The organism is Aureibacter tunicatorum (genome assembly GCF_036492635.1).
Classification (GTDB): domain Bacteria; phylum Bacteroidota; class Bacteroidia; order Cytophagales; family Cyclobacteriaceae; genus Aureibacter; species Aureibacter tunicatorum.
Genome location: NZ_AP025305.1, coordinates 1,706,469 through 1,725,467 on the forward strand (window position 1 = coordinate 1,706,469; position 18,999 = coordinate 1,725,467).

The window sequence follows — 18,999 nt, forward strand, 5'->3', positions numbered from 1 at the left end:
AGAGGGTATCTGCTATTTTATTGGTTTCATAATAGTTATTAATCTGTAGATTATTTTTGATCAATAATTTACGTTATTAACCATGCTCTTGTAAAATTTATTTGGATGTGATAGGCTTTACCTTTGTCAATTTATTTCATATTCCATTGGTTGCAATGGGGGAAGCCCTTTTTTAATACGCTCTTCTTTATTTATCCACCAAAAGGATGAATGGCCAAGTCACGGAATAAGTTTTATTTGAAATTTCTATGCTGAATTCAAGATTCTTTACTCATAAATATAAGCAATATAAGGGTAGTATATTTGGTAGTTAAGAATGAATGTCCCACTGCGGCTGATTATTGCAGTGGGACATTATTGCTCCGATTTATTTTTTACTCGTTGAGTTAATTAGACTTTGTCTTTTTAGGCGTTGTTTTCTCAAATTCTTCAATTTTAGCTTTGGCATGAGTATTATTGGGGTTGAACTCCAAAGATTTTTTGTAATTAATAATAGCGTTCTCGTAATCTTCCAAGTTTTCATAGCCTTCACCCAAGCTGTCCCAAACATTCCATGCTTCAGGGTTTTCAATAGCATTCAGCTTAAAAACTTCTAGAGCAGCTTTGTTTTTCTCCAAACCTATTAGCTCATAGCCAATAGCGTTTAAGGTTTCTTCAAACGCAGGATTTTCAACACCCTTTTTATATTCGTAAAAGTAGTCCAAAGCTTTTCTATGTTTTCCATTTTTAAATAATGAAAAAAGTGGATCAAAAAGCATTTTGGCTTGTCTGATAGATAGTAGCCGTGCTTCATTTTTATAGTCGCGTGTATAATCATCATCTACAAAAATATTTTTGGCATATTTTGCTATAGTTTGCTTAAACTCTGATCTGTGATTGGTCATAATCGCAATGCCAAAACCTTTTTCAGGTATGATAAGAATATGGGAATTTTGTCCGTCAATAGCTCCTTGATGCTCCAGAATTTTTACTCCGTCTTTGTAAATGACTGCCCAACCAATGCTGTAACCAATCAGCTTAATAGGATCTATTAAGCTTGATGGACTGGTAACATAATTATATTGTTCTTCTTTCAAAAAAATCTCATCATTTAGAATACCCTTATTGGTGAACATTTTTACCCATTGCGCCATGTCCTTAGGCGTAGAGCCAATTGAGCCTGCCGCCCCTACAACATCAATATTTTTATGAGGAGCTCTTGCAACTCCATCTGGTTTGTATCCAATGGATTTTTCTTCATAATTCATAAATTCATCGTAGGTTGTAACTGAACTATTCATGCTTAAAGGCATGAAAATTTCTTCCTTGATGAGTTGATGCCATGATTTTCCGCTAGCTCTTTCTTCCATAATACCAGCCATCATGTACATTAGGTTATTGTAGCTGTATTTTTCTCTCAAACTATGATCAAATTCCAAGTATTGAAGCTGTTCAAGTATCTCTTCTTGTGACATTGACTTGTCATACCACAGATCGTCATAACGGCCTATGCCTGTCATGTGAGTAAGCAAATCTTTAAGCATGACGTTCTTTGTGACGTAATCCTCTTTCAGCTTGAATTCAGGGACATGTTTGATTACAGGGTCATTCCAGTTAAGCAATTCCTTTTCAACTAATTTGGCTGCGATGGTGCCTGTAAATGCCTTCGAGCATGAGCCAATGGCGAACATAGTGTTTTCTGTTACCGGCAACTCCTTTTCTCTGTCTCTGTACCCTATGCCTTTATTATAGATGATCTCATTGTTATAGACAATGGCTATGCCTGCTCCGGGCGTATTGCAAATTGTACGTATGGTATCCGCCAAATGCAAAATGTATTCAAGCTTTTCATCTGTGCTTTTAACTTCATTGTGCTCTTTTTCAGCTATGGAATTAAAAGATAGAAATAGAAGTGGCAATGCTAAAAATAGGTTTTTCATAGTTATTATATTGTTTGTGTTTCAAAATCAAATGTATCTTTTTATTTTAAAAATATGGTACTACTTTAATGTGAAATGCGTCCTACTTTTTTTAAGAGGCTGGTTATCAGTGCCTTTTTCTGTATTGTGTAGGTGTGAGGTTTGTATATTTCTTGAAGGCAGTGTTAAAAGAATTTTTTGAATTAAAACCTACATCGTACATTACTTCTTGGATTGTCCTTTTAGATGCTGATGTTTCCTTTAATATTTCCATGGCTTTTTTTACTCGATATTGATTTATAAAATCGAAAAAATGGGTGCCGATATGTTGGTTGATTAAAGAGGATAATTCTTTGGGTGGAATTTTTAATTGTATCCCTAGCTTTTGAACTGTCAAGGATGAATCTAGATAAGGTTCTTTTTCTTGCATGTATTGTTGGATGCTTTTTATACGGATATCATCAACATCATCTTCGGTAAGAGTTGGGTTTGCATCTGAATCTTTAGATTTTTTTGATGTATCTGTTGTTTTCTCTTGAATACATTGTATAGTGGTGGTTGCGCAGAATTTTTCCTTATCATTGGTGTCTGATTCGCTAATGAATGGGTTGGCCTGTTTCTCTACTGTAAATTGTTTAGTAGCTTCTATGCTGATATCGTCATTACTATGGGATATTTCTTCTATAGGTTCTAGTCTTGTGTTGATGCCTTGAAATATATTGGGCGCAAAAAGCGCTTTGCTAAATAGCCAAGTTCCGAAAGCTATGCCGAAAAGCAACATTGTGATAATCAATTCATTTGTAGTTTCATACTCGTCGTAAGCTAATCTGTAAATCCCTTTTATGAATGTTATGGTTGTTAAAATAATTGAGATGATTAAGAATTGCTTAAGCCAAGTATAATTAACTAAAGCTTTTGGGTTGGAATAGTTTTGTTTTACTATTTTCCTATAGCGCCCAACTTGATAGAGCTCGGCAAGTATAAAAGCATAAACGACTATGTAACTGAAAAAAGTGGCGAATATAGTTTCGGGTTGATCAAAGAAGTTTAGAAAATATAATTCTTGTTTGCTAGCATTGACACTGAAGAAATTAGGGATTAATATGATTAGGTTGATAAACAAAGGACTAAAATACAGTATATGCTTAGCCTTTAATTTAAAATCATCATACAGCACTGATAGTATGTACAAATAGATAATCGGGGCTTTCATGCCGGCTAAAATTTTTATACGAAGCATTTCTGCTGAGTATGGAAGGGTTATGAATTTGGGGTAAAAATACGCTGATATATCTAAAGCGGTAATAATAAAATGTGCGGCGAAAAGCAAGTTGCTTAATCTTTTATTTGATTTTATAGCTAGTAAATACCCTGCGAAGAACAAGAACAAAAAGGCCAAAAGAATACTCAATAATTCAACAGTGGTAAATATCATAAGATTGAATTTTAGGTTTGAGATAGATTTCTTGTATTATTCGTTTTGAAAGAAAAAGCAAGTATAAACTAAATATGAATAAAATATAGAAAAATAATTCATTCATCTATAAATATTATACTGTAAGTTTAAAATTTACAGTCCGAATTTGTTGAATACTTTCTTTATGCAGTGCTGAGCTCTGTTTTTGTTTTGAGATAGGAGAGAGACTTGGACTGAATTGTTAGTCAAGAGGCCGATTTATATCAAGTCGAATAATGTTTATCACAATTAGCGTTTGCTGATTCAACCTTTTTAATTTCAAGTATTCCAATGAGCAAAACAATGGAATAGGCCCATAGCACCCAAGAACCAAGTACAATTGCTTCTTCGATCGTAAGCTTGGGAAAGACGATATCATGAAACTTCAAGCAAGCAACATCGCAGATCATGCCCGGTATTGCCATAAACGCAGAGCTTTCCAGCTTTTTGAGGCCGGTTAATTTAAATCGATGAAAGACCCAAGTTGTCAATAGGTACAAGACGGGAATCACTCCCAAAAATAGCAAGATCAGAATAAACGGATTTTTGATGATAAAGAATGAATTTCCCCAGTACCGAAAGGGAAGACTCGAAAATAGCCATACCAAAAAGCCAAAAGTCAAACTAAACTTCTTATAATTCATGATTCAAAGATTTTGATTACGAAATCAAAGTTCATGATTAAGCTTTAGAAATAAATTGACTTAAGTTAAGAAGCATTGTTGCTGATTCTGCTTCTTATTCTACTCAGGCTTTCGGCTTTGACGCCGATATAACTAGCCAATTGATATAAGGGGACTCTTTGCAATAAATGAGGGGCATTTTTTACTAAGTTAAGGTAGCGTTGCTCTGGGGAAGACATCATGAAGGTCGAAAGCATATCTTGGTAATTGGCTAATTCCTGTTCTAGAATCATACGAGAGAAAGTTTCGAGCTTTGGAAAGCTTCTCAATAGTGCTTTCTCAGTATCATAAGAGATCAATGCTAGAGTACAATCTTCCACGCATTCAAGATAGTGGTTGGAAGGCTCGTTGGAAGTAAAGCTTTTTATCGATGTGACAAACTGGTTTTCTGTGTAAAAAAATGTTGTGTTTTCTTTTCCATCGACAATGTAGTACATCCTTACGCAACCTTTAATGTTGAAATAGGATACTTTGGAAATCATTCCTTCTTTCAATAGTATGTCTCCAGCTTTGTAATGTTTTACAGGAATTGAGGATGAAATGGCATCAACCTCATCTTGTTCAAGCTGGACATGGTTCGTTATATATTCTATGAATTGGTTTTTCATATCAATAGCATTGAACGTTTAGTGTATAAATGGGTGCAGGGTGAAAAGGAAATTCGTAAGGTGATAATCTCTAATTATTTTCAAGTTTTTTAATCCAATCCATAGGTAAAGTGTTCAACTTGATTTCTTGTAGTTCAGATGAGAGTTCAAATTCAATGAAAGGGGTTTTATAACCTAATGTCAAATTCCTATTTTCAGTTTGGTTGATTTTGTCTAATATTTTTTCAATTGTCCAGTTTTTACTTTTAAGCAAGCTATTGATTAAAGAGTCTGCATCTGAATTTTCTCTAAAACAGTCAATATGAAATCGAGGTAATCTATTTTCATAAATAATCCATTCTCCATAAGCAAAATCACCGAGGTCAATATGTCTCATCTTTCCTGTTAGAGTTAGGGATGTTATAATTCTATATTTCATTTGATTGGTTTATTTACATTTCTTTTTGAGTCAAGTCTGATAATATCATGTTGGACAGCACATTTTCTATGACCATCTCAAATTATTTATTTCCAATTGCTTATCAGAGTTCCATTTTATTGGAGGCTCTTCTAGTTTCAAGTTCTCAGGCTCTCGAATAAGTTTTTCAACAAACTCATTGCGGCAATTGATTCTCTTTACCCAGTTCATATTATCCATGATAGAAATAGATTTTCCGCTATGAAATTTATTGAAATGCTCATCAGGCAACCAAGAAATTATAGTTCCATTTAAATCTTTAAATTCTTCGAATTCATTAGCTTTGCATATCCACGAGTCCCAAGGAGGGCATTCGCTAATATCATATAAGCCTTGAGCGTATAACTCAGCGCCTCCGTCATGCACAGATTCATCAGGATTGCTCCATATAAGTTTGCCAAGTTTTTCAACCTCGGCTTCAGTTAATAATTCAATATTATTAGTTTTCAGATAAGCACTTCTTTTTTCAATCAATTTATTGAATTCACCATATTCCAGACTATGATAATCTTCACAAGGTTTTGGTTTTAATTCGTTTGATCTGTAATGATTTTCTTCAAAATTGGAATTTATTTTATAAAGCCAAGTTGCAGTTTCTATTATCAATTGGTTTAATTTCATCTTAAATAACTCTTAGTCATGATAAATTCTATATAACCATAAGGCCTTATTGGTTGCGTATTTTAGCTTATGGTAATGAAAAGGTTCAGCTTAATAGTTTGTGAGGAAGAAAAAGCACTTTGTAGAAGTATAATCTGGCAAATGCTTTTTAATTGTAAGTTTGCTATTGGCTTAGTTGGTCCCAGGACCTTTTAATCGACTGTCAAACCAGTCGATGACCAATTGATTCAACTCTTCCTTATGCCCAGTGAAATAATGATCGGTATCGTACTTTTTCAGTTCAAAATCATAATTTATTTCTTCCAGTTTCTCGGCAAGCTGGCTGGATTGATCTGCTTTTAGCCTTTTGTCTTTAATTCCGCAGAGGATTAATAGACTGCTGTTTTTGTTTAGCTCATCTGGCCAATGAACAACTGATCGTTTTTTTAATTCCGAAGCTTTATTATCCCAATAATTCGGGACGCATTCTGCAAGGACATTTGTTTCCATTTTTGGTCGATCAGCGATAAGTCCAAATAAGTCTGTGGGACCATTGCCAACGATTGCTGTTTTGATTTTGTCGGATTTCCGAAGGGCTAGATAAGTCATCATTCCTCCTCTGGACCAACCAAACATCCCGATGGAATTTGGATCAGCTTTGTCGATTTCTTTAGCCGTTTCCATTAAGTTCAAGACATCATTAATTTCTTCTCCACCGAATTCGTCTTTCTCTCGATAATTGCTTCCAAGGACTACATAGCCTTCAGCGGCCAACTTGGAGGTGTACATGATTAATGTGCCTATTGAAAGTTGGCCAAAATCTCGGTTGCCGCCTCTATTGAAAATTATTACGGGATATTTGCCTTCTTCTTTGGGTTCCATCATCAGGCCTCTGATTATAAGACTGTCGCTTTGGTAAGCGATGAAGTACAAGTCCAATTTGTTCAGGTGATTAAAAGCAGGCAGCAATTCGTTATCTTGGGATATTCGCTCCCATATGGGTGTCTGAGAGATATCGACCAATCTCTTAGAAAGAATTTTTCCATCCTGGGCAATGGCAAGATTGGCTAATAGAAAAAGTATTAGCGTAGTTGAGATTTTGTTCATTTGCTTATAGTTAATGATGTTTTTATTATTTTTTAAAGATAAAAATATATTTTAGAAATTAAATTTTGTAAAGGGAAATAGGACAGAATTTAATAGTCAATACAAAATATAGTGGTTTTGATGTTTCAGGTGATGTTCGTATAGATTTAGCAGTATTCAATATTTATTTTATCGGTAGAATTTATTTTACCAATTTTAGTAGGCTCAAGATAAATGCCCATTTCAACTTTTCCACTTGATTTGAATTTTTGAGCAAGAGTTCTCAGAGGCTCTTGAGTTTTGCTTTTTATTCCAGTATCAGGGTTGATGGTAATTAAAGAGCATCTCTTTGTTTTGGATGTCATTTTGAATTCACAGTCTCCGATTGAAATTTTGTTGATCTTATTTTCTTCAAAAGCATCGATCCCGGAGATGACAATATTAGCCCTAAATCTATCAATTTCAACTTCTTCTTCCAGGTGCTGGTTTAATAGATCTATTGATTCTTTCGAAACCAAATGAATAGGGGATAAGTCGGAAAAAGCAATATTTTCTTCATTTTTCTTTCGGAGATTATTTTGATCAATTTTGACAAGCTTACAATCTATACCTAAAATTTTGCTGAGCCATTCGTTTAACTCATGGTTTACGACTTTTCCAAATGCAGGCTCTTTGAAAAGGCTTAGTTCGATGTCTTCAATTTCTTCGTGAATAGAAATTTGATTCGACATCCCTTTGAAATTGAGGAAAAGCGCTTCTTCGTCAATGAAGGCTTTGATATTAAGCAGAGAAGGTAGCTCTCGGGCGGTTAGTATTTTATTGTTTGAATTGCATATAGCGTAATATCTATCGTATTCAAAACCTAACTTATCAACAAAAATACTGCTTACGTCACACCCTTTGGCGGATTTGAGAGGGTATATATTTAGTGATTCTATTTTCAATGTTTTTTAATTAAATTGTTTGAAATGCTTTGTTGGTAGTTTAAAGATATGTTGGATTATCACGATTAGTTTTTTATGTTTTATTAAATCATCATCCTTTGTATTTCCTCATTGGAAAAGTAGAATGGGATAAAAATCAATCTTGATAATGTCTAATATACTGAAAGATCTCTTTTAGATTGTTTATTTCAAAATTTTTCAAACGATCTTTATTTCTGCAAATTCTTAATGAATTCCAACCTATCATATTTGAACCTTTGATATCAGCTTTTAGTGAATCTCCAACCATTAAGATTTCGCCTTTTTCTAATCCGCTATCCTTTTCTACTTCGAGAAAAATTTTTATCTCAGGCTTCTGATATCCAGTATCGCAGGAAAAGATTGTTTTGATGAAATACTGTTCTAGGTTTAAGTCTTTTAGTACGGCTTTGTAAGGGCTGGCAAGATTCGATATGAGATATAGATCAAATTTTTTCGATAGATTTTCGAGTACTTCCACTGTTTCTTCAAAAGCAATAATGGAGTCTATTTCTTCTTTCAACAAGTCCATTTTTTGCTCAAAAAGCACCTTGAATTTATCGCCAAGCAAGACGATAACACGGTCGATAGGATTAGTCATGATTAGATTCAAGTATTCTGAAATACTTAATTCGAAGCCATTTTCAGAAGCTTTATAGATTTCAATAAAGAACCTGTTGTTCTTTTGTATATATACAAGTGTGTTAAACAGATCAAATACTATCGTTTTAGTTTTCATTAGTACAGTACTTTATTCAAGTGCTTTAAAGGTAAATGCCCCTTCTAAAACATCTGTGTTCTTATCATAAATTTGCCAATCAAAAATGTCTTCTTTTAGAAATCCTATTGTAGCTCCTTTTTTGAACTGAGTGGTAAGTTCTGGTTTTGTGATGAGAACTCCTATAAAATAAGTTTCATTATATTTTTGAAAATCAGAAACCCAAAGATATTCAACGACTTCGTTTTGTACTACTTTGATGTAAGCACCATAAATTTCGTGTTCTTTTCTTTGTACTGTAGCTCTTGAGATAAACTGATCTAAAGTTTCTTTTGCTTCCAGAAAAGCTTTATCCATTTTTTCATTTTCCTTATTGACTAAAATTAGACTTTCTTCATCTTGAGCATTCACTAATAATGAGCAAAACAATAGCAATGGAAGTAAAAGTATTTTCATGGATTGTGTTTGTTGGTTTAATAAATGATGAATGTAGTTTAGTTTAAAACAGTCTTTATTTGGCTGTTTTTTGACCTTCAGCCTCTGATGCGAATCTTATCTCTGGTGCATAACTTTATAAACTTGCTTCTAAAATACCATATAAACTGTTGTTCAAAACGGAGTCATCAATCTGCTTAGGCTTCAGTTAAACTTACTGTTTGTATTAAGTTGTGATAATTAAATAACTATAGAGGTTGGAGTGCGTATTTACTCGTTTTTAAAGTAATATAGTTATGAACCCTTTATATTTTTTTGAAATATGACTTTTTGAGCTTATTTTTTAACTGAAATAAATAATTAACCTAATTAGCGGATTCCGCACTTATGTGAAATAAACGGAATTTGGTTTATTGGGATGTTAGGTGTTATTAAAAATGAGAACCCCTAAACCAGAAAATAATACTATATGAAATATCCAAGTAAGATACAGCAACAATTAGAAGATGTAAAATCAATTATATCATCTTGGTCTATAAATGTAGATTTTGAACAAGTTTTGCAATGGATAATGCAATTTGACAATCAAGACTTTGGTTTAGCAATTAGAATTTTAAAGAATCTAAATGTTATTGGGTATGATGAATTAAATGAGGGATTAGAGGTTGCCTACTCAAAACTTGAAAGAAAAGCAATTGAGGCTAAAACTAAGATATCACATAAGAATACAATATTTGCAGGAATTGGAGAGAATGGCAAAAGTGGAAATATGATATCTTACAACTTTAGGTTGACCAATGAAATCTCAGAAGATAATTTTGTTTTGAATGATGAAACTCTTGAATATCTAGAAGCTGGACAAATTAAAAACATAGTTTTAATCGATGATATCCTATCTACAGGAGATTCTGTATTATCTGAAGTTAAAAAGCTAACTGAAAAGACCATTCCTTTAAAGGTAGAGAACATATTTGTTTTAACGGCAGTAGGCATGTCAGAAGGAATTGAAAAGGTGAAAGAAGAAACAAAAGGAAAGGTTCATGTTTTTTCTGCTTTTGAATATGATATTAGCGATACTGTAATCTCCTTAGATTCTAAATTTTATGACGGAATACCCTATCAAGATAGAATTAAAGTAAAAGAAAAATTGGAATACTATGGTAATTCTATTTACCAAAAAGGAAAACTTGGATATAAAGGTATAGGAGGTTTAATAGTTTTCTATTACAATACACCAAATACAACAATCCCTTTAATTTGGGGAAGTCGAAATTCATGGATACCATTGTTTAAACGAGCAACAAAATTGACAGGAATCTCTGCTCACTATAAAGAATTTGATAAGGCAATAGCCAAGAAAGCTAAGGCACAACAAACAACAGAAAAAAACCTTGAAGAAATCACATTTTATGTTGAAGGTAGATTTGATGAAGAGTTCTTAGTGTCCCAATTGGACAAATTAATTAGTTTTCTTGAGTTGAAAAAGGCTAGTATTATTTCATTAGGTGGTTTTAATTCGAAGAAACTAATTGACAACTTAAATAAACTATCAAATACAAAACTTTTATTTGTTGCAGAGGATGATACATTTGCTCCTAGTGGATATCAGAAAATAATTAAAGATAATATTAAGAATTCTCCTCATATATTTATTCAACCTGTAATGTATTATATAAAGATTGACCAACTATATGCTGATGAAGATTACATAAGATTATTGCCAAAAGAGGAAGAGCTTGTTGATTTAAATGATGCTGAAAAGCGACGTTTAATTGAACGAAAATTTTTAAGACGGATGTCAATGATGAGAAATGAAAGGCTTAAACTCCTATTTGAAAGACATGTAGATGAAAGTAAAATTGAATTGCTTTTTAAAGAAATTAAAGACAAGCTAAAGGAATAACAACACCTAACAATAAATATACGTAATGCGGGGAAAGTGCTAAATATTAACAATATAGAAATTAATAAACGGCAGTGTAATTTGATAAGTTGGAGCTTTGAAATCCCGCACTACGCATATTCGAGCCGTTACCACACATTTAAGAAATGATAGTAGTACTAATATTCTTACTGATACTAATTGGATTTAATTGCATTCCGTTGTTGATTAAACAATATAATGAGAGGCTTGAAACTGTAATAAACCAAGTTTTAATAATCACCTCTATAATTTTTGTAATACTGGCAATACTATTATTTTTCGACTACAGAATAAAAGGGATTTATACGAATTCAATAATTATATCGATTTTTATTAGCTCTTGTTTGTTATATTTCATCTTGATAAGAATCACATGGAAAAAAATAATAAAATCTTTTGTGTTAATTCCAATGATTTTATTGAGCTTATATTCTTTATTGTTTGGCCAAACAATTTATGAGAATAAGATAAATGACACATATCAAATAAAAACTTTTGTCAGTGGATTTTTAGCTTGTGGAGAAAGTATTCGGATTACAAAATCGGCATTCTTGATTTTTGATAAAATTATCTATCAAAATAATCATTGTATCAAAGGAATTAGCAAAATTGAGACTAAAGAATTTAATGACAAAGGTGCTGAATTTCTGATTTTTCATGATATGGAATTTGACTCTGAAAATCCGTATAAATTTCAAATTGAAAATGAGAGTTTATGGTAAACTGGAATACAAAATTTAAATCATTAAGGACATTTATTATTGTTATTTGTGTTATTGTTTTTTCTGGTTCAAAGCTTTACTCACAGGAGTATCCCTTTGTACAAAATGATTTTAAATCCGAAATAAGTGATTTTATCCTTTCTCATAAGGACTTTAATCATTATGACTTCATTATTTTAAAATATGCAGAGTGTTATTGGTTTGACAGAACAGAGTATAGATTGATCTGCTTTTCTGAAAATAACGCAGATTTGATTACAATTACGAGAAAGAAGAAAAATAACAAAATAAAAATAGGTCGTAAACGTAAAGGGGATTTTGAGCAAGTGAATTATTTGGTTGATTCTCTACGTCAAATTGGACTGTTTACATTAACAGTCTTGGATTTGGAAACGAAATTGATTAATCAGGAAAATGGCAGAATAACAACTCATTCTATATCAGATGGAATACTTGAAACTTTTGAGATTTATCAAAACGACAAGACATGGGGATTAAGTGTTTATGAAGCTGTTAGATATTACGATTTCTGTGGGAATGAAAATTTATTGAAATTTAATAATGCGTGTAGATTGTTAGATAAAACATGGAGCTATAAAAATGTGTGGTAACAAATTATAAACGGAATTTGGTTTATTGGGATGTTGTGTTTAATGTAATGAGAGGTATCTGCAAATAATGGAAGACGAAGATTTAAAAGACTTAACCGTAAACAAAGGGTTTGATAAATTAAAGCGGTTGAAAGCTTAATTTTTCAACAATTAAGACAATGGATAATGACCAAGGATAACCTACATATTGATTTTACAGTATATTCACCTAGATTTCAGGAATGGACAGGAACGGATTGGATTTTAGAAAAATTTAAAGACAAAATTTATAAGACGGATGAATATAATCATGAGTTATCAATTAAAGACTTCGACGATAATTTAATTTCAATAATAGTTGATGATTACATTGTTGAACTTGATAAATCTGACAATGAAAATGAACGCATTTCATTTGATGGTGGATTTCAATTGACTCTAGGGAAAATCAGAATTGATTACAACTGTTGTGGGGAATTCTACAATTATAAAAACTGGATAAAAATATTAACCGAAAGGAAATCATCATGGGCAGAAATATGGATTGGACATCCATGGATTTATTACAAGATTGAAGGTGGTTATATTGTCTTGTCAAACTACACAGAGGATTTAAATAAGGTTGAGGAATTGGTTAGATTTGATTTTAAGCAATTTGAGATTTTACTCAAGGAATGGTTAAATGAGATAGCCATATTTAAAGGTAAGATAAAGGAATACATTGTTCGAAAATATCATGATAAAGCTGATTATTATTATGGTCAGATGATTGATGGAGAATAAACACTAAACACAACAACTAAGTCTTCGTATGGCTCGAAGAGCCCAATATGAAGACCGTTTTGGCTAAACTCAGCTCTAGCATAATTTTATAAACTTGCGCCTAAAATACCGTTTAAACTGTGGTTCATAGCGGAGTAATGAACCTGCTTAGGCTTCAGCTAAACTTAGTATTTGTATTAAGGCATTGTAATAGAAAAGCAATCGAAGTTAACATGTCTATTATTGATTTTGGATTTTGCATAGTTGAAAATTCCATGCAGCTATTTGAAATGTTATTTTTTAGACTTAATTTTTCACTGAAATCAATTTTTATCCTGACATATGGCTTCTGCATATAGTGAGAATATACGGAATTCCTGCTGTTGGCAATTAAGAAATGAAATATATGTATAAGCATTTTTGGGCTTTATTAGCCATTTTAGTTGTGTCATCCGTATCAATAGCTCAAGAAAAAAAAGAAAAATTCTTAAATGAATTAAAACAAGAAATTCAAATTGAAAAAATCCCGGGATGCGGAGTAGTAGTCATCAAAAATGGACAAACTGTACTTTCGGAATATATTGGGCTTGCTGATTATGCCTTTTCAGTTCCTGTTGATAGTAACACGATTTTTTCAATCAATTCACTTTCAAAAATATTTGCTGGCACCGCAATAATGCAATTGGTGGAAGATGGTGAAGTAAAGCTATCAAGCCCAATTTCAGATTATTTGGATGATTTGCCGAATGAGTGGAATGGAATTACAATTCGCCAACTTTTAAGTCATACTTCCGGTTTGCCTGATATTGAAGACACTGAAAATGATGGACTGATTGGGGGCAAAGGCGAAAAATTTGCTTGGGAAAAAGTTAAAAATGAGAGTGTTCGATTTAAAGCAGGAGAAAGCTTTGACTATATCCAGACAAATTATGTTTTGATTTTAAAACTGATTGAAAAGGTGAGTGGCATGGCTTACTTGGAGTTCCTGAAAACAAATCAATTTGATAAAATTGGTATTGACGAAGAAATCGTTTTTGGAAGTTCTTTTGACAGTGTTCCCAACAAAAGCTCGACATACTGCTATTATGTGAAGAATAAACAAACAGGCGAGTACGAAAAAGGAGAAAAGCCATGGGAAGTTTCAGAAGAATTTCTCCCGCTTGTATGGGCGGATGCAGGTGCATTTGCAACTACAGATGCATTGGCTAAATGGATTAAAGCTTTGGAAAACGACGAATTCATAAGTTCAAAAAGCAGGGAGGAAATGTGGACTGCCGTACCGTTAAATGACGGCCAGTATGGAGGCTTTGGTGGAGCTTTTAATGGATATGGATATGGATGGCCTGTTGTTATGCGAGAAAATCACCCCGCTGTATCGCCTATTGGAGGTGGAAGAGCAGCTTTAATTATTTATCCTGATGATAATTTGACAATTATTCTTTTGACAAATTTGACAGGCAGTTCACCACAGGATATAATTGAAAAAGTAGCTCACCACTATTGGGAATAGAAAAATGATCTTGAATATTGTGTATGAGTAAACGCTGGTTGAGGTGATCAAGTAGAAGTGAAATTGAAAAACTAAGCTCTAAGTTTCATTGAAAGTTCGTGGGTAAAGATCTATTGCTGCTCATATTCGAAACCGTTGCTTGCTAGTAAAGAGGATGAAATAATAATTACTAGATATGCCTTAAATGATATAGGAATAAGTTAATTGAAAAACCATGGATAAAATATTTGAATATTATTTAATTGACTGGATTGGAATATCACTTGCCTTGCTGGCAGTATATCTGTTGGGAAATAAAAAGAAGTTAGGTTTTATAGTTTTTGCTATTTCGAATATAGTTTGGATGTATCTTGGGTTTGTCATGATGAACAGTATAGGAACAGCAGTAGGTAATAGTATTTTTTTAATTATCAATATACGCGGATACATTAATTGGCAAAATGAAACGACTAATTGAATTGTTATTCAAAATGGAGTAATGAACCTGCTTTGGCTTCTGTATTTGTATAAAGTCACGATAATTCAAAAATCACTGAGATGATACGCATATTGTTAATTTAGAATTTAGCATAGTTTGAAATTTTATAAAACTGTTTGAAATGTTATTTTTTAAATTTAATTTTTTATTGAAATAAATTTTTAGCCTAATAAACAGCATCCGTATACATTGGTGAAATAAACGGAATTTGGTTTATTGGGGTGTTAGCCACAATTAGATGAAAAATATTCTCATAACATATTTGACCTTGATTTTGTCCTTTTCCTATTCTTATTCACAGGACAAATGGGAAGTAGAAATAAAAGATTCAACAGCATATGATATTGGATTCATTAATTATTGGAGGCATGTTAAACCTTACTCATTGAAAATCACGAATGATTCTATAGTTGTCAATAAGGAATATCATGATCCAATTCTGATTCCAACAGATTTGCGATTGAATCAGGAAAGTTATTATGAACTCAAATCGAACGACACTCTTTATCAGTTAACTGTAAAAAGGGTTAATTACACAAATATTGAATACTTAATTAAAGGAAAGACGAAAAATGAGGTTTTCTTTTCCAGAGAAGGAATGGCAATCTTAGAATCGTCATTCTATTTAGGCTCAGAAGGAGTATATGAAAAGAACGAAGGTGAAATATATGGTATGAGTGATTACAATATTGAACTCAATGGGTTAGGAGAGATTAAACTTTTAATTCCTGTGGGAACAGACGAAATCATCGATTATATTGAACGACAAGGTGAAAACAAGTTGTACTTGTCATTCAACAAAATTGAAAAATAAAAAGTGACTAACAAAAGCTATAATGCATACCCTTTGGGATACGCACCATAGCCAAATGTTACTTGTAAGTTGAAAAAAAATATGAATACAAAAGAATTTGTAAAAGCATTTTATAACGAGAAACAAAAGTTTCTAGCTGAATACCTGTCTAAAAATTCAGAAACAGAAGTTGGCCAACTTGTCAGTTCATTAAATCTGACTAATGATCAAACTGAAATAATGAAAAAATTAATGGACGGTGCATTAACCGACGTTTTTTATACTATTCTATTAGGTTTAGATGGTAGTGCCTCAATAGGCGGAGAGCAAGAAATGTATGACTTAAAAGATGAAAATGGAAATCAATTAAGTGGGGATGGTGAAATAGAAGCTTATGCGTATGAATATTTTCAAGAAGCGGAATAATGCAGATTCTTTATTAAGTGATCTAAAAAAAGCTGAAAAAATATTGTCTGAATATACTGGAGGCTACTCGGGAGAGCATTTGTCTGCGGAGGAATTCCATACTCACCTTGTAGACCGAATCAAGAAATTAGAAAATGGAGATGAAAACATAATTGAGGATTTGTGGATTTGGTTTGCACCTACTTGCCAATGGGACGACTTTGTTGGTGATATAGATATAGGAGAAAGAATATTTCAACAACTTGATAAAATAAAAAATAAAGCCAGCAGATAACAACTAAGTCTTCGTATGGCTCGCAGAGCTCAATATGAAGGCTTCTAGCATATTTTAAACTTGCGTCTTAGATGTTGTTTGAATTTTAAATCAAAATGGAATTATGAAATAGCTTTGACCTCAGCTAAACTTAGTATTTGTGTAAAGTCACGATAATTCAAAAATTACTGAGATGATACGCATATTGTTAATTTAGGATTTAGCATAGTTTAAAATTTGATAAATTTTTTTGAAATATTATTTTTTAAATTTAATTTTTCATTGAAATAAGTTTTTAGCCTAATAAACAGAGTTCGGTTTATTGAGGTATTATGCTCAAATTATGAAAAGACCGATAAGCATACTATTCTTTATTCTGTTCAGTCATTTGATTTTTGCAGACGAGCCACCTTGTTGGTGTGAATTTTCAATTAAGTCAGATAATGGGTTATATCAAGCTGACATTGAATTTGAAAAGTCAGATTCATTAAAAGAACCGTGGGAAAGAAGATGGACTATTAAGGTTTATGATATGAAATTAGACACCAGTTTAATTTGGTCTTCAAAGTTCTTCCAAGACGGATATGGCGGAGGAGTACTTTCAAATGACGGACAGATATATGCTTATTTGAATGATTGGATTGATATGAAAGAACCACCAAATCAGGTTGTAATTTATACTCCCCAAAAGACATTTAGGTATAGTGGTAAGGATTTAGGCCTAAAACCTGACAATTATTCACATACCGTTTCTCATCAAATTTGGATGGACGAATATGAATTAATTCCAAATAGATTCTCAGATTCGACTAATTTGAGAATTAAAACAGATGATTTTAAAGAAATACTGATTAATGTAAAATCCAGCAAAATTGAAAACTCAATAGCAAACTCGAAGTTCGTTGAAGAACATAACATGCTAAAGAAATATGGAATAGGAATTTTAATCTTTATTGGATTGGGAATCCTTTTAATCACACTGAAAAATAAAAAAAGAGCATAACAATGGCTAAAAAATCATGGCTACACTTCGGGACAGTCATGATTTTAGCCGGAACGCTGTAAGCAACTTGATAATGAACAAACTGAACTTCAATTTTATTTTTAAAGACGCATTTGATACGTTCAAAGTTTTTGAAACCATTCCAGTTGAAATAAGCGGAATTTTAATCGAAGGTCATTCTAAAACTATATGGCAAATACTAAATCATTTGATATTATGGAGAAGGTTTCAGATACAAAAACTGAACAATTTTGACTCTAAAATTCATTTTAATGAATCAGAATCTTGGGCGTTCGAACTAAAATCGAATAATCTGAACGAATGGACATCGAAAACGCAGGAATTCAAGAATCAAACAGAGCAAATTGAAAAAATCATATTGAATCTTAATTCATCGGATGTTGAATTAGAAGGAAAACTTAAATTAATTCAAGATTCCAGCACACATTTGTCATTTCATTTGGGAGAAATAATCTTAATTGCAAGACAAAAAAACGAATATCCGAAACCAGAAGAAATGAGTGATTTTCTGAGCGAATAAAAAATTGCTTGTAAGAACTAATTTTCGCATGGCTCGCAGAGCTCAATATGAAGGCTTCTAGCATATTTTAAACTTGCGTCTTAGGTGTTTTTGAATTTTAATCAAAATGGAATTATGAAACAGCTTTGACCTCAGCTAAACTTAGTATTTGTGTAAAGCCACGATAATTTAAAAATTACTGTGATGATACGTATATTGTTAATTTAGGATTTAGCATAGTTTAAAATTTGATAAAACTGTTTGAAATGTTATTTTTTAAATTTAATTTTTCATTGAAATAAATTTTTAGCCTAATAAACAGAGTTCGTATATAGGTGAAATAAATGGTATTCGGTTTATTGGGGTGTTGAGCATAATTTACATGCAGAAATGAAAGGAATGAAGTTAATAGGAGTTTTATTTATTTCAATCGGACTTTGGGTGTTATTCTATAAAGAAAGTGGGTTTCATGGTTTTGGTGGATATGTTGATAAATCTTGGGAGAATATATTGATTAGCCTAATTCTAACTGTTGCTGGAATATTTTTTATAAAAAGTAATAAGACAAATAGAAGATGAAAAAATGTCATTTCCAATAGAAGAAAAATATATAATAGAAACAGAGGTTGAATTAAATGTAAAATTCCCAACTGAATTTAAAACCCGAATGATAGAATCAAATGGTGGCGAATTGTTATCCGATGAATTTGAATTTAATTTGTATCCGTTTTTTGACAAATCTGACAGAAAAAGAATAAGTCGAACTTGCAATCACATTGGACTTGAAACTAAAAAAGCTCGCGAATGGAATGGATTTCCTGTAAATGGAATCGCAATTGGTTCAGATGGATTCGGAAACTTAATAATATTGACTCATAACGGAAAAGGAATTCTGAAAGACGAAATATACTTCTGGAATCACGAGAATGGGCAAACGCAGAAAATAGCCAAGACAATATATGAATTGGATGAATAAAAACCATGCACAACAAATTATAAACGTAATGCGGGGTGAAGTGAGTAATTTAAACGAAAGTGAAATAAACAGCAATAGTGGTAACTTGAAAGGAAAGTGCGTTGAAACCTGCACCACGCTTATAAGTGGCCGTTGTAGC

At 32.3% G+C, this 18,999-nt stretch carries 22 protein-coding genes; 12 read left to right on the forward strand and 10 right to left on the reverse strand.

The annotated features are described in order from the left end of the window. Window positions 1-386: 386 nt before the first annotated feature. The 10 genes from AABK36_RS07290 to AABK36_RS07335 form a co-directional block, all read right to left on the reverse strand. A complete protein-coding gene (locus AABK36_RS07290; protein WP_309941742.1) occupies window positions 387-1,919 on the reverse strand; it encodes a serine hydrolase domain-containing protein in 1,533 nt (510 codons plus the stop codon). Between the two features lie 106 nt (window positions 1,920-2,025). Further along, window positions 2,026-3,333: a helix-turn-helix domain-containing protein gene (locus AABK36_RS07295; RefSeq protein WP_309941744.1), complete on the reverse strand. Its 1,308-nt coding sequence runs from the start codon at window positions 3,331-3,333 to the stop codon at window positions 2,026-2,028. Window positions 3,334-3,578: 245 nt separating this feature from the next. Next, entirely contained in the window at window positions 3,579-3,998 is a 420-nt protein-coding gene (locus tag AABK36_RS07300; protein WP_309941745.1) for a DUF5367 domain-containing protein, read from the reverse strand. A gap of 65 nt (window positions 3,999-4,063) precedes the next feature. Further along, a complete protein-coding gene (locus AABK36_RS07305; RefSeq protein WP_309941747.1) occupies window positions 4,064-4,645 on the reverse strand; it encodes a Crp/Fnr family transcriptional regulator in 582 nt (193 codons plus the stop codon). A 70-nt stretch (window positions 4,646-4,715) separates the two neighbouring features. Further along, complete coding sequence (locus tag AABK36_RS07310) at window positions 4,716-5,063, reverse strand: hypothetical protein (protein WP_309941748.1); 348 nt, start codon at window positions 5,061-5,063, stop codon at window positions 4,716-4,718. 66 nt (window positions 5,064-5,129) lie between these two features. Next, entirely contained in the window at window positions 5,130-5,723 is a 594-nt protein-coding gene (locus AABK36_RS07315) for a hypothetical protein (protein ID WP_309941750.1), read from the reverse strand. Window positions 5,724-5,894: 171 nt separating this feature from the next. Continuing rightward, window positions 5,895-6,809, reverse strand: a complete 915-nt coding sequence (locus tag AABK36_RS07320) for an alpha/beta hydrolase family protein (protein ID WP_309941751.1) — start codon at window positions 6,807-6,809, stop codon at window positions 5,895-5,897. Between the two features lie 146 nt (window positions 6,810-6,955). Next, window positions 6,956-7,732 carry an MOSC domain-containing protein gene (locus AABK36_RS07325; RefSeq protein ID WP_309941753.1) on the reverse strand — a complete coding sequence of 259 codons (777 nt, stop codon included), beginning with the start codon at window positions 7,730-7,732 and terminating at the stop codon, window positions 6,956-6,958. Window positions 7,733-7,868: 136 nt separating this feature from the next. After that, window positions 7,869-8,489: an HAD family hydrolase gene (locus tag AABK36_RS07330; protein WP_309941755.1), complete on the reverse strand. Its 621-nt coding sequence runs from the start codon at window positions 8,487-8,489 to the stop codon at window positions 7,869-7,871. 12 nt (window positions 8,490-8,501) lie between these two features. Then, the gene (locus tag AABK36_RS07335; RefSeq protein WP_309941757.1) at window positions 8,502-8,924 is read right to left on the reverse strand and encodes a DUF2314 domain-containing protein; all 423 of its coding nucleotides are present in this window, start codon (window positions 8,922-8,924) and stop codon (window positions 8,502-8,504) included. A 448-nt stretch (window positions 8,925-9,372) separates the two neighbouring features. Between AABK36_RS07335 and AABK36_RS07340 the strand changes: the two genes are divergently transcribed. The 12 genes from AABK36_RS07340 to AABK36_RS07395 all read left to right on the forward strand — a co-directional run bounded on the left by AABK36_RS07340 (window position 9,373) and on the right by AABK36_RS07395 (window position 18,860). After that, window positions 9,373-10,806: a phosphoribosyltransferase-like protein gene (locus AABK36_RS07340; RefSeq protein ID WP_309941758.1), complete on the forward strand. Its 1,434-nt coding sequence runs from the start codon at window positions 9,373-9,375 to the stop codon at window positions 10,804-10,806. A 380-nt stretch (window positions 10,807-11,186) separates the two neighbouring features. Further along, complete coding sequence (locus AABK36_RS07345; RefSeq protein WP_309941760.1) at window positions 11,187-11,549, forward strand: hypothetical protein; 363 nt, start codon at window positions 11,187-11,189, stop codon at window positions 11,547-11,549. Then, a complete protein-coding gene (locus tag AABK36_RS07350; protein WP_309941762.1) occupies window positions 11,543-12,160 on the forward strand; it encodes a hypothetical protein in 618 nt (205 codons plus the stop codon). The genes AABK36_RS07345 and AABK36_RS07350 overlap by 7 nt, the downstream gene beginning before the upstream one ends. A 165-nt stretch (window positions 12,161-12,325) precedes the next feature. After that, on the forward strand, window positions 12,326-12,922 hold the full coding sequence (locus AABK36_RS07355; RefSeq protein ID WP_309941764.1) for a hypothetical protein: 597 nt from the start codon (window positions 12,326-12,328) through the stop codon (window positions 12,920-12,922). A 385-nt stretch (window positions 12,923-13,307) separates the two neighbouring features. Next, window positions 13,308-14,411 (forward strand): serine hydrolase domain-containing protein, encoded by a 1,104-nt coding sequence (locus AABK36_RS07360; protein ID WP_309941766.1) that lies wholly within the window; start codon window positions 13,308-13,310, stop codon window positions 14,409-14,411. A gap of 214 nt (window positions 14,412-14,625) precedes the next feature. After that, window positions 14,626-14,868 (forward strand): hypothetical protein, encoded by a 243-nt coding sequence (locus AABK36_RS07365; RefSeq protein WP_309941767.1) that lies wholly within the window; start codon window positions 14,626-14,628, stop codon window positions 14,866-14,868. 259 nt (window positions 14,869-15,127) lie between these two features. Then, window positions 15,128-15,703 (forward strand): hypothetical protein, encoded by a 576-nt coding sequence (locus AABK36_RS07370; RefSeq protein WP_309941768.1) that lies wholly within the window; start codon window positions 15,128-15,130, stop codon window positions 15,701-15,703. Window positions 15,704-15,784: 81 nt separating this feature from the next. Next, window positions 15,785-16,108, forward strand: coding sequence for a hypothetical protein (locus AABK36_RS07375; RefSeq protein ID WP_309941770.1), 324 nt, complete (start codon window positions 15,785-15,787; stop codon window positions 16,106-16,108). After that, window positions 16,083-16,382, forward strand: coding sequence for a hypothetical protein (locus AABK36_RS07380; protein ID WP_309941771.1), 300 nt, complete (start codon window positions 16,083-16,085; stop codon window positions 16,380-16,382). The genes AABK36_RS07375 and AABK36_RS07380 overlap by 26 nt, the downstream gene beginning before the upstream one ends. Before the next feature lie 322 nt (window positions 16,383-16,704). Continuing rightward, window positions 16,705-17,364 carry a hypothetical protein gene (locus AABK36_RS07385; RefSeq protein ID WP_309941773.1) on the forward strand — a complete coding sequence of 220 codons (660 nt, stop codon included), beginning with the start codon at window positions 16,705-16,707 and terminating at the stop codon, window positions 17,362-17,364. A gap of 16 nt (window positions 17,365-17,380) precedes the next feature. Continuing rightward, window positions 17,381-17,905, forward strand: coding sequence for a hypothetical protein (locus tag AABK36_RS07390; RefSeq protein WP_309941774.1), 525 nt, complete (start codon window positions 17,381-17,383; stop codon window positions 17,903-17,905). A 547-nt stretch (window positions 17,906-18,452) separates the two neighbouring features. Further along, a complete protein-coding gene (locus AABK36_RS07395) occupies window positions 18,453-18,860 on the forward strand; it encodes an SMI1/KNR4 family protein (RefSeq protein WP_309941796.1) in 408 nt (135 codons plus the stop codon). Window positions 18,861-18,999 lie beyond the last annotated feature (139 nt).

What these genes read in the sequence shown, in the direction of transcription:
- AABK36_RS07310 (WP_309941748.1), bottom strand. Translation starts at nt 5,063, where the DNA reads ATGAAATATAGAATTATAACATCCCTAACTCTAACAGGAAAGATGAGA.
- AABK36_RS07300 (WP_309941745.1), bottom strand. Translation starts at nt 3,998, where the DNA reads ATGAATTATAAGAAGTTTAGTTTGACTTTTGGCTTTTTGGTATGGCTA.
- AABK36_RS07320 (WP_309941751.1), bottom strand. Translation starts at nt 6,809, where the DNA reads ATGAACAAAATCTCAACTACGCTAATACTTTTTCTATTAGCCAATCTT.
- AABK36_RS07365 (WP_309941767.1), top strand. Translation starts at nt 14,626, where the DNA reads ATGGATAAAATATTTGAATATTATTTAATTGACTGGATTGGAATATCA.
- AABK36_RS07335 (WP_309941757.1), bottom strand. Translation starts at nt 8,924, where the DNA reads ATGAAAATACTTTTACTTCCATTGCTATTGTTTTGCTCATTATTAGTG.
- AABK36_RS07295 (WP_309941744.1), bottom strand. Translation starts at nt 3,333, where the DNA reads ATGATATTTACCACTGTTGAATTATTGAGTATTCTTTTGGCCTTTTTG.
- AABK36_RS07355 (WP_309941764.1), top strand. Translation starts at nt 12,326, where the DNA reads ATGACCAAGGATAACCTACATATTGATTTTACAGTATATTCACCTAGA.
- AABK36_RS07330 (WP_309941755.1), bottom strand. Translation starts at nt 8,489, where the DNA reads ATGAAAACTAAAACGATAGTATTTGATCTGTTTAACACACTTGTATAT.
- AABK36_RS07360 (WP_309941766.1), top strand. Translation starts at nt 13,308, where the DNA reads ATGTATAAGCATTTTTGGGCTTTATTAGCCATTTTAGTTGTGTCATCC.
- AABK36_RS07380 (WP_309941771.1), top strand. Translation starts at nt 16,083, where the DNA reads ATGAATATTTTCAAGAAGCGGAATAATGCAGATTCTTTATTAAGTGAT.
- AABK36_RS07385 (WP_309941773.1), top strand. Translation starts at nt 16,705, where the DNA reads ATGAAAAGACCGATAAGCATACTATTCTTTATTCTGTTCAGTCATTTG.
- AABK36_RS07375 (WP_309941770.1), top strand. Translation starts at nt 15,785, where the DNA reads ATGAATACAAAAGAATTTGTAAAAGCATTTTATAACGAGAAACAAAAG.
- AABK36_RS07370 (WP_309941768.1), top strand. Translation starts at nt 15,128, where the DNA reads ATGAAAAATATTCTCATAACATATTTGACCTTGATTTTGTCCTTTTCC.
- AABK36_RS07305 (WP_309941747.1), bottom strand. Translation starts at nt 4,645, where the DNA reads ATGAAAAACCAATTCATAGAATATATAACGAACCATGTCCAGCTTGAA.
- AABK36_RS07390 (WP_309941774.1), top strand. Translation starts at nt 17,381, where the DNA reads ATGGCTACACTTCGGGACAGTCATGATTTTAGCCGGAACGCTGTAAGC.
- AABK36_RS07340 (WP_309941758.1), top strand. Translation starts at nt 9,373, where the DNA reads ATGAAATATCCAAGTAAGATACAGCAACAATTAGAAGATGTAAAATCA.
- AABK36_RS07315 (WP_309941750.1), bottom strand. Translation starts at nt 5,723, where the DNA reads ATGAAATTAAACCAATTGATAATAGAAACTGCAACTTGGCTTTATAAA.
- AABK36_RS07290 (WP_309941742.1), bottom strand. Translation starts at nt 1,919, where the DNA reads ATGAAAAACCTATTTTTAGCATTGCCACTTCTATTTCTATCTTTTAAT.
- AABK36_RS07350 (WP_309941762.1), top strand. Translation starts at nt 11,543, where the DNA reads ATGGTAAACTGGAATACAAAATTTAAATCATTAAGGACATTTATTATT.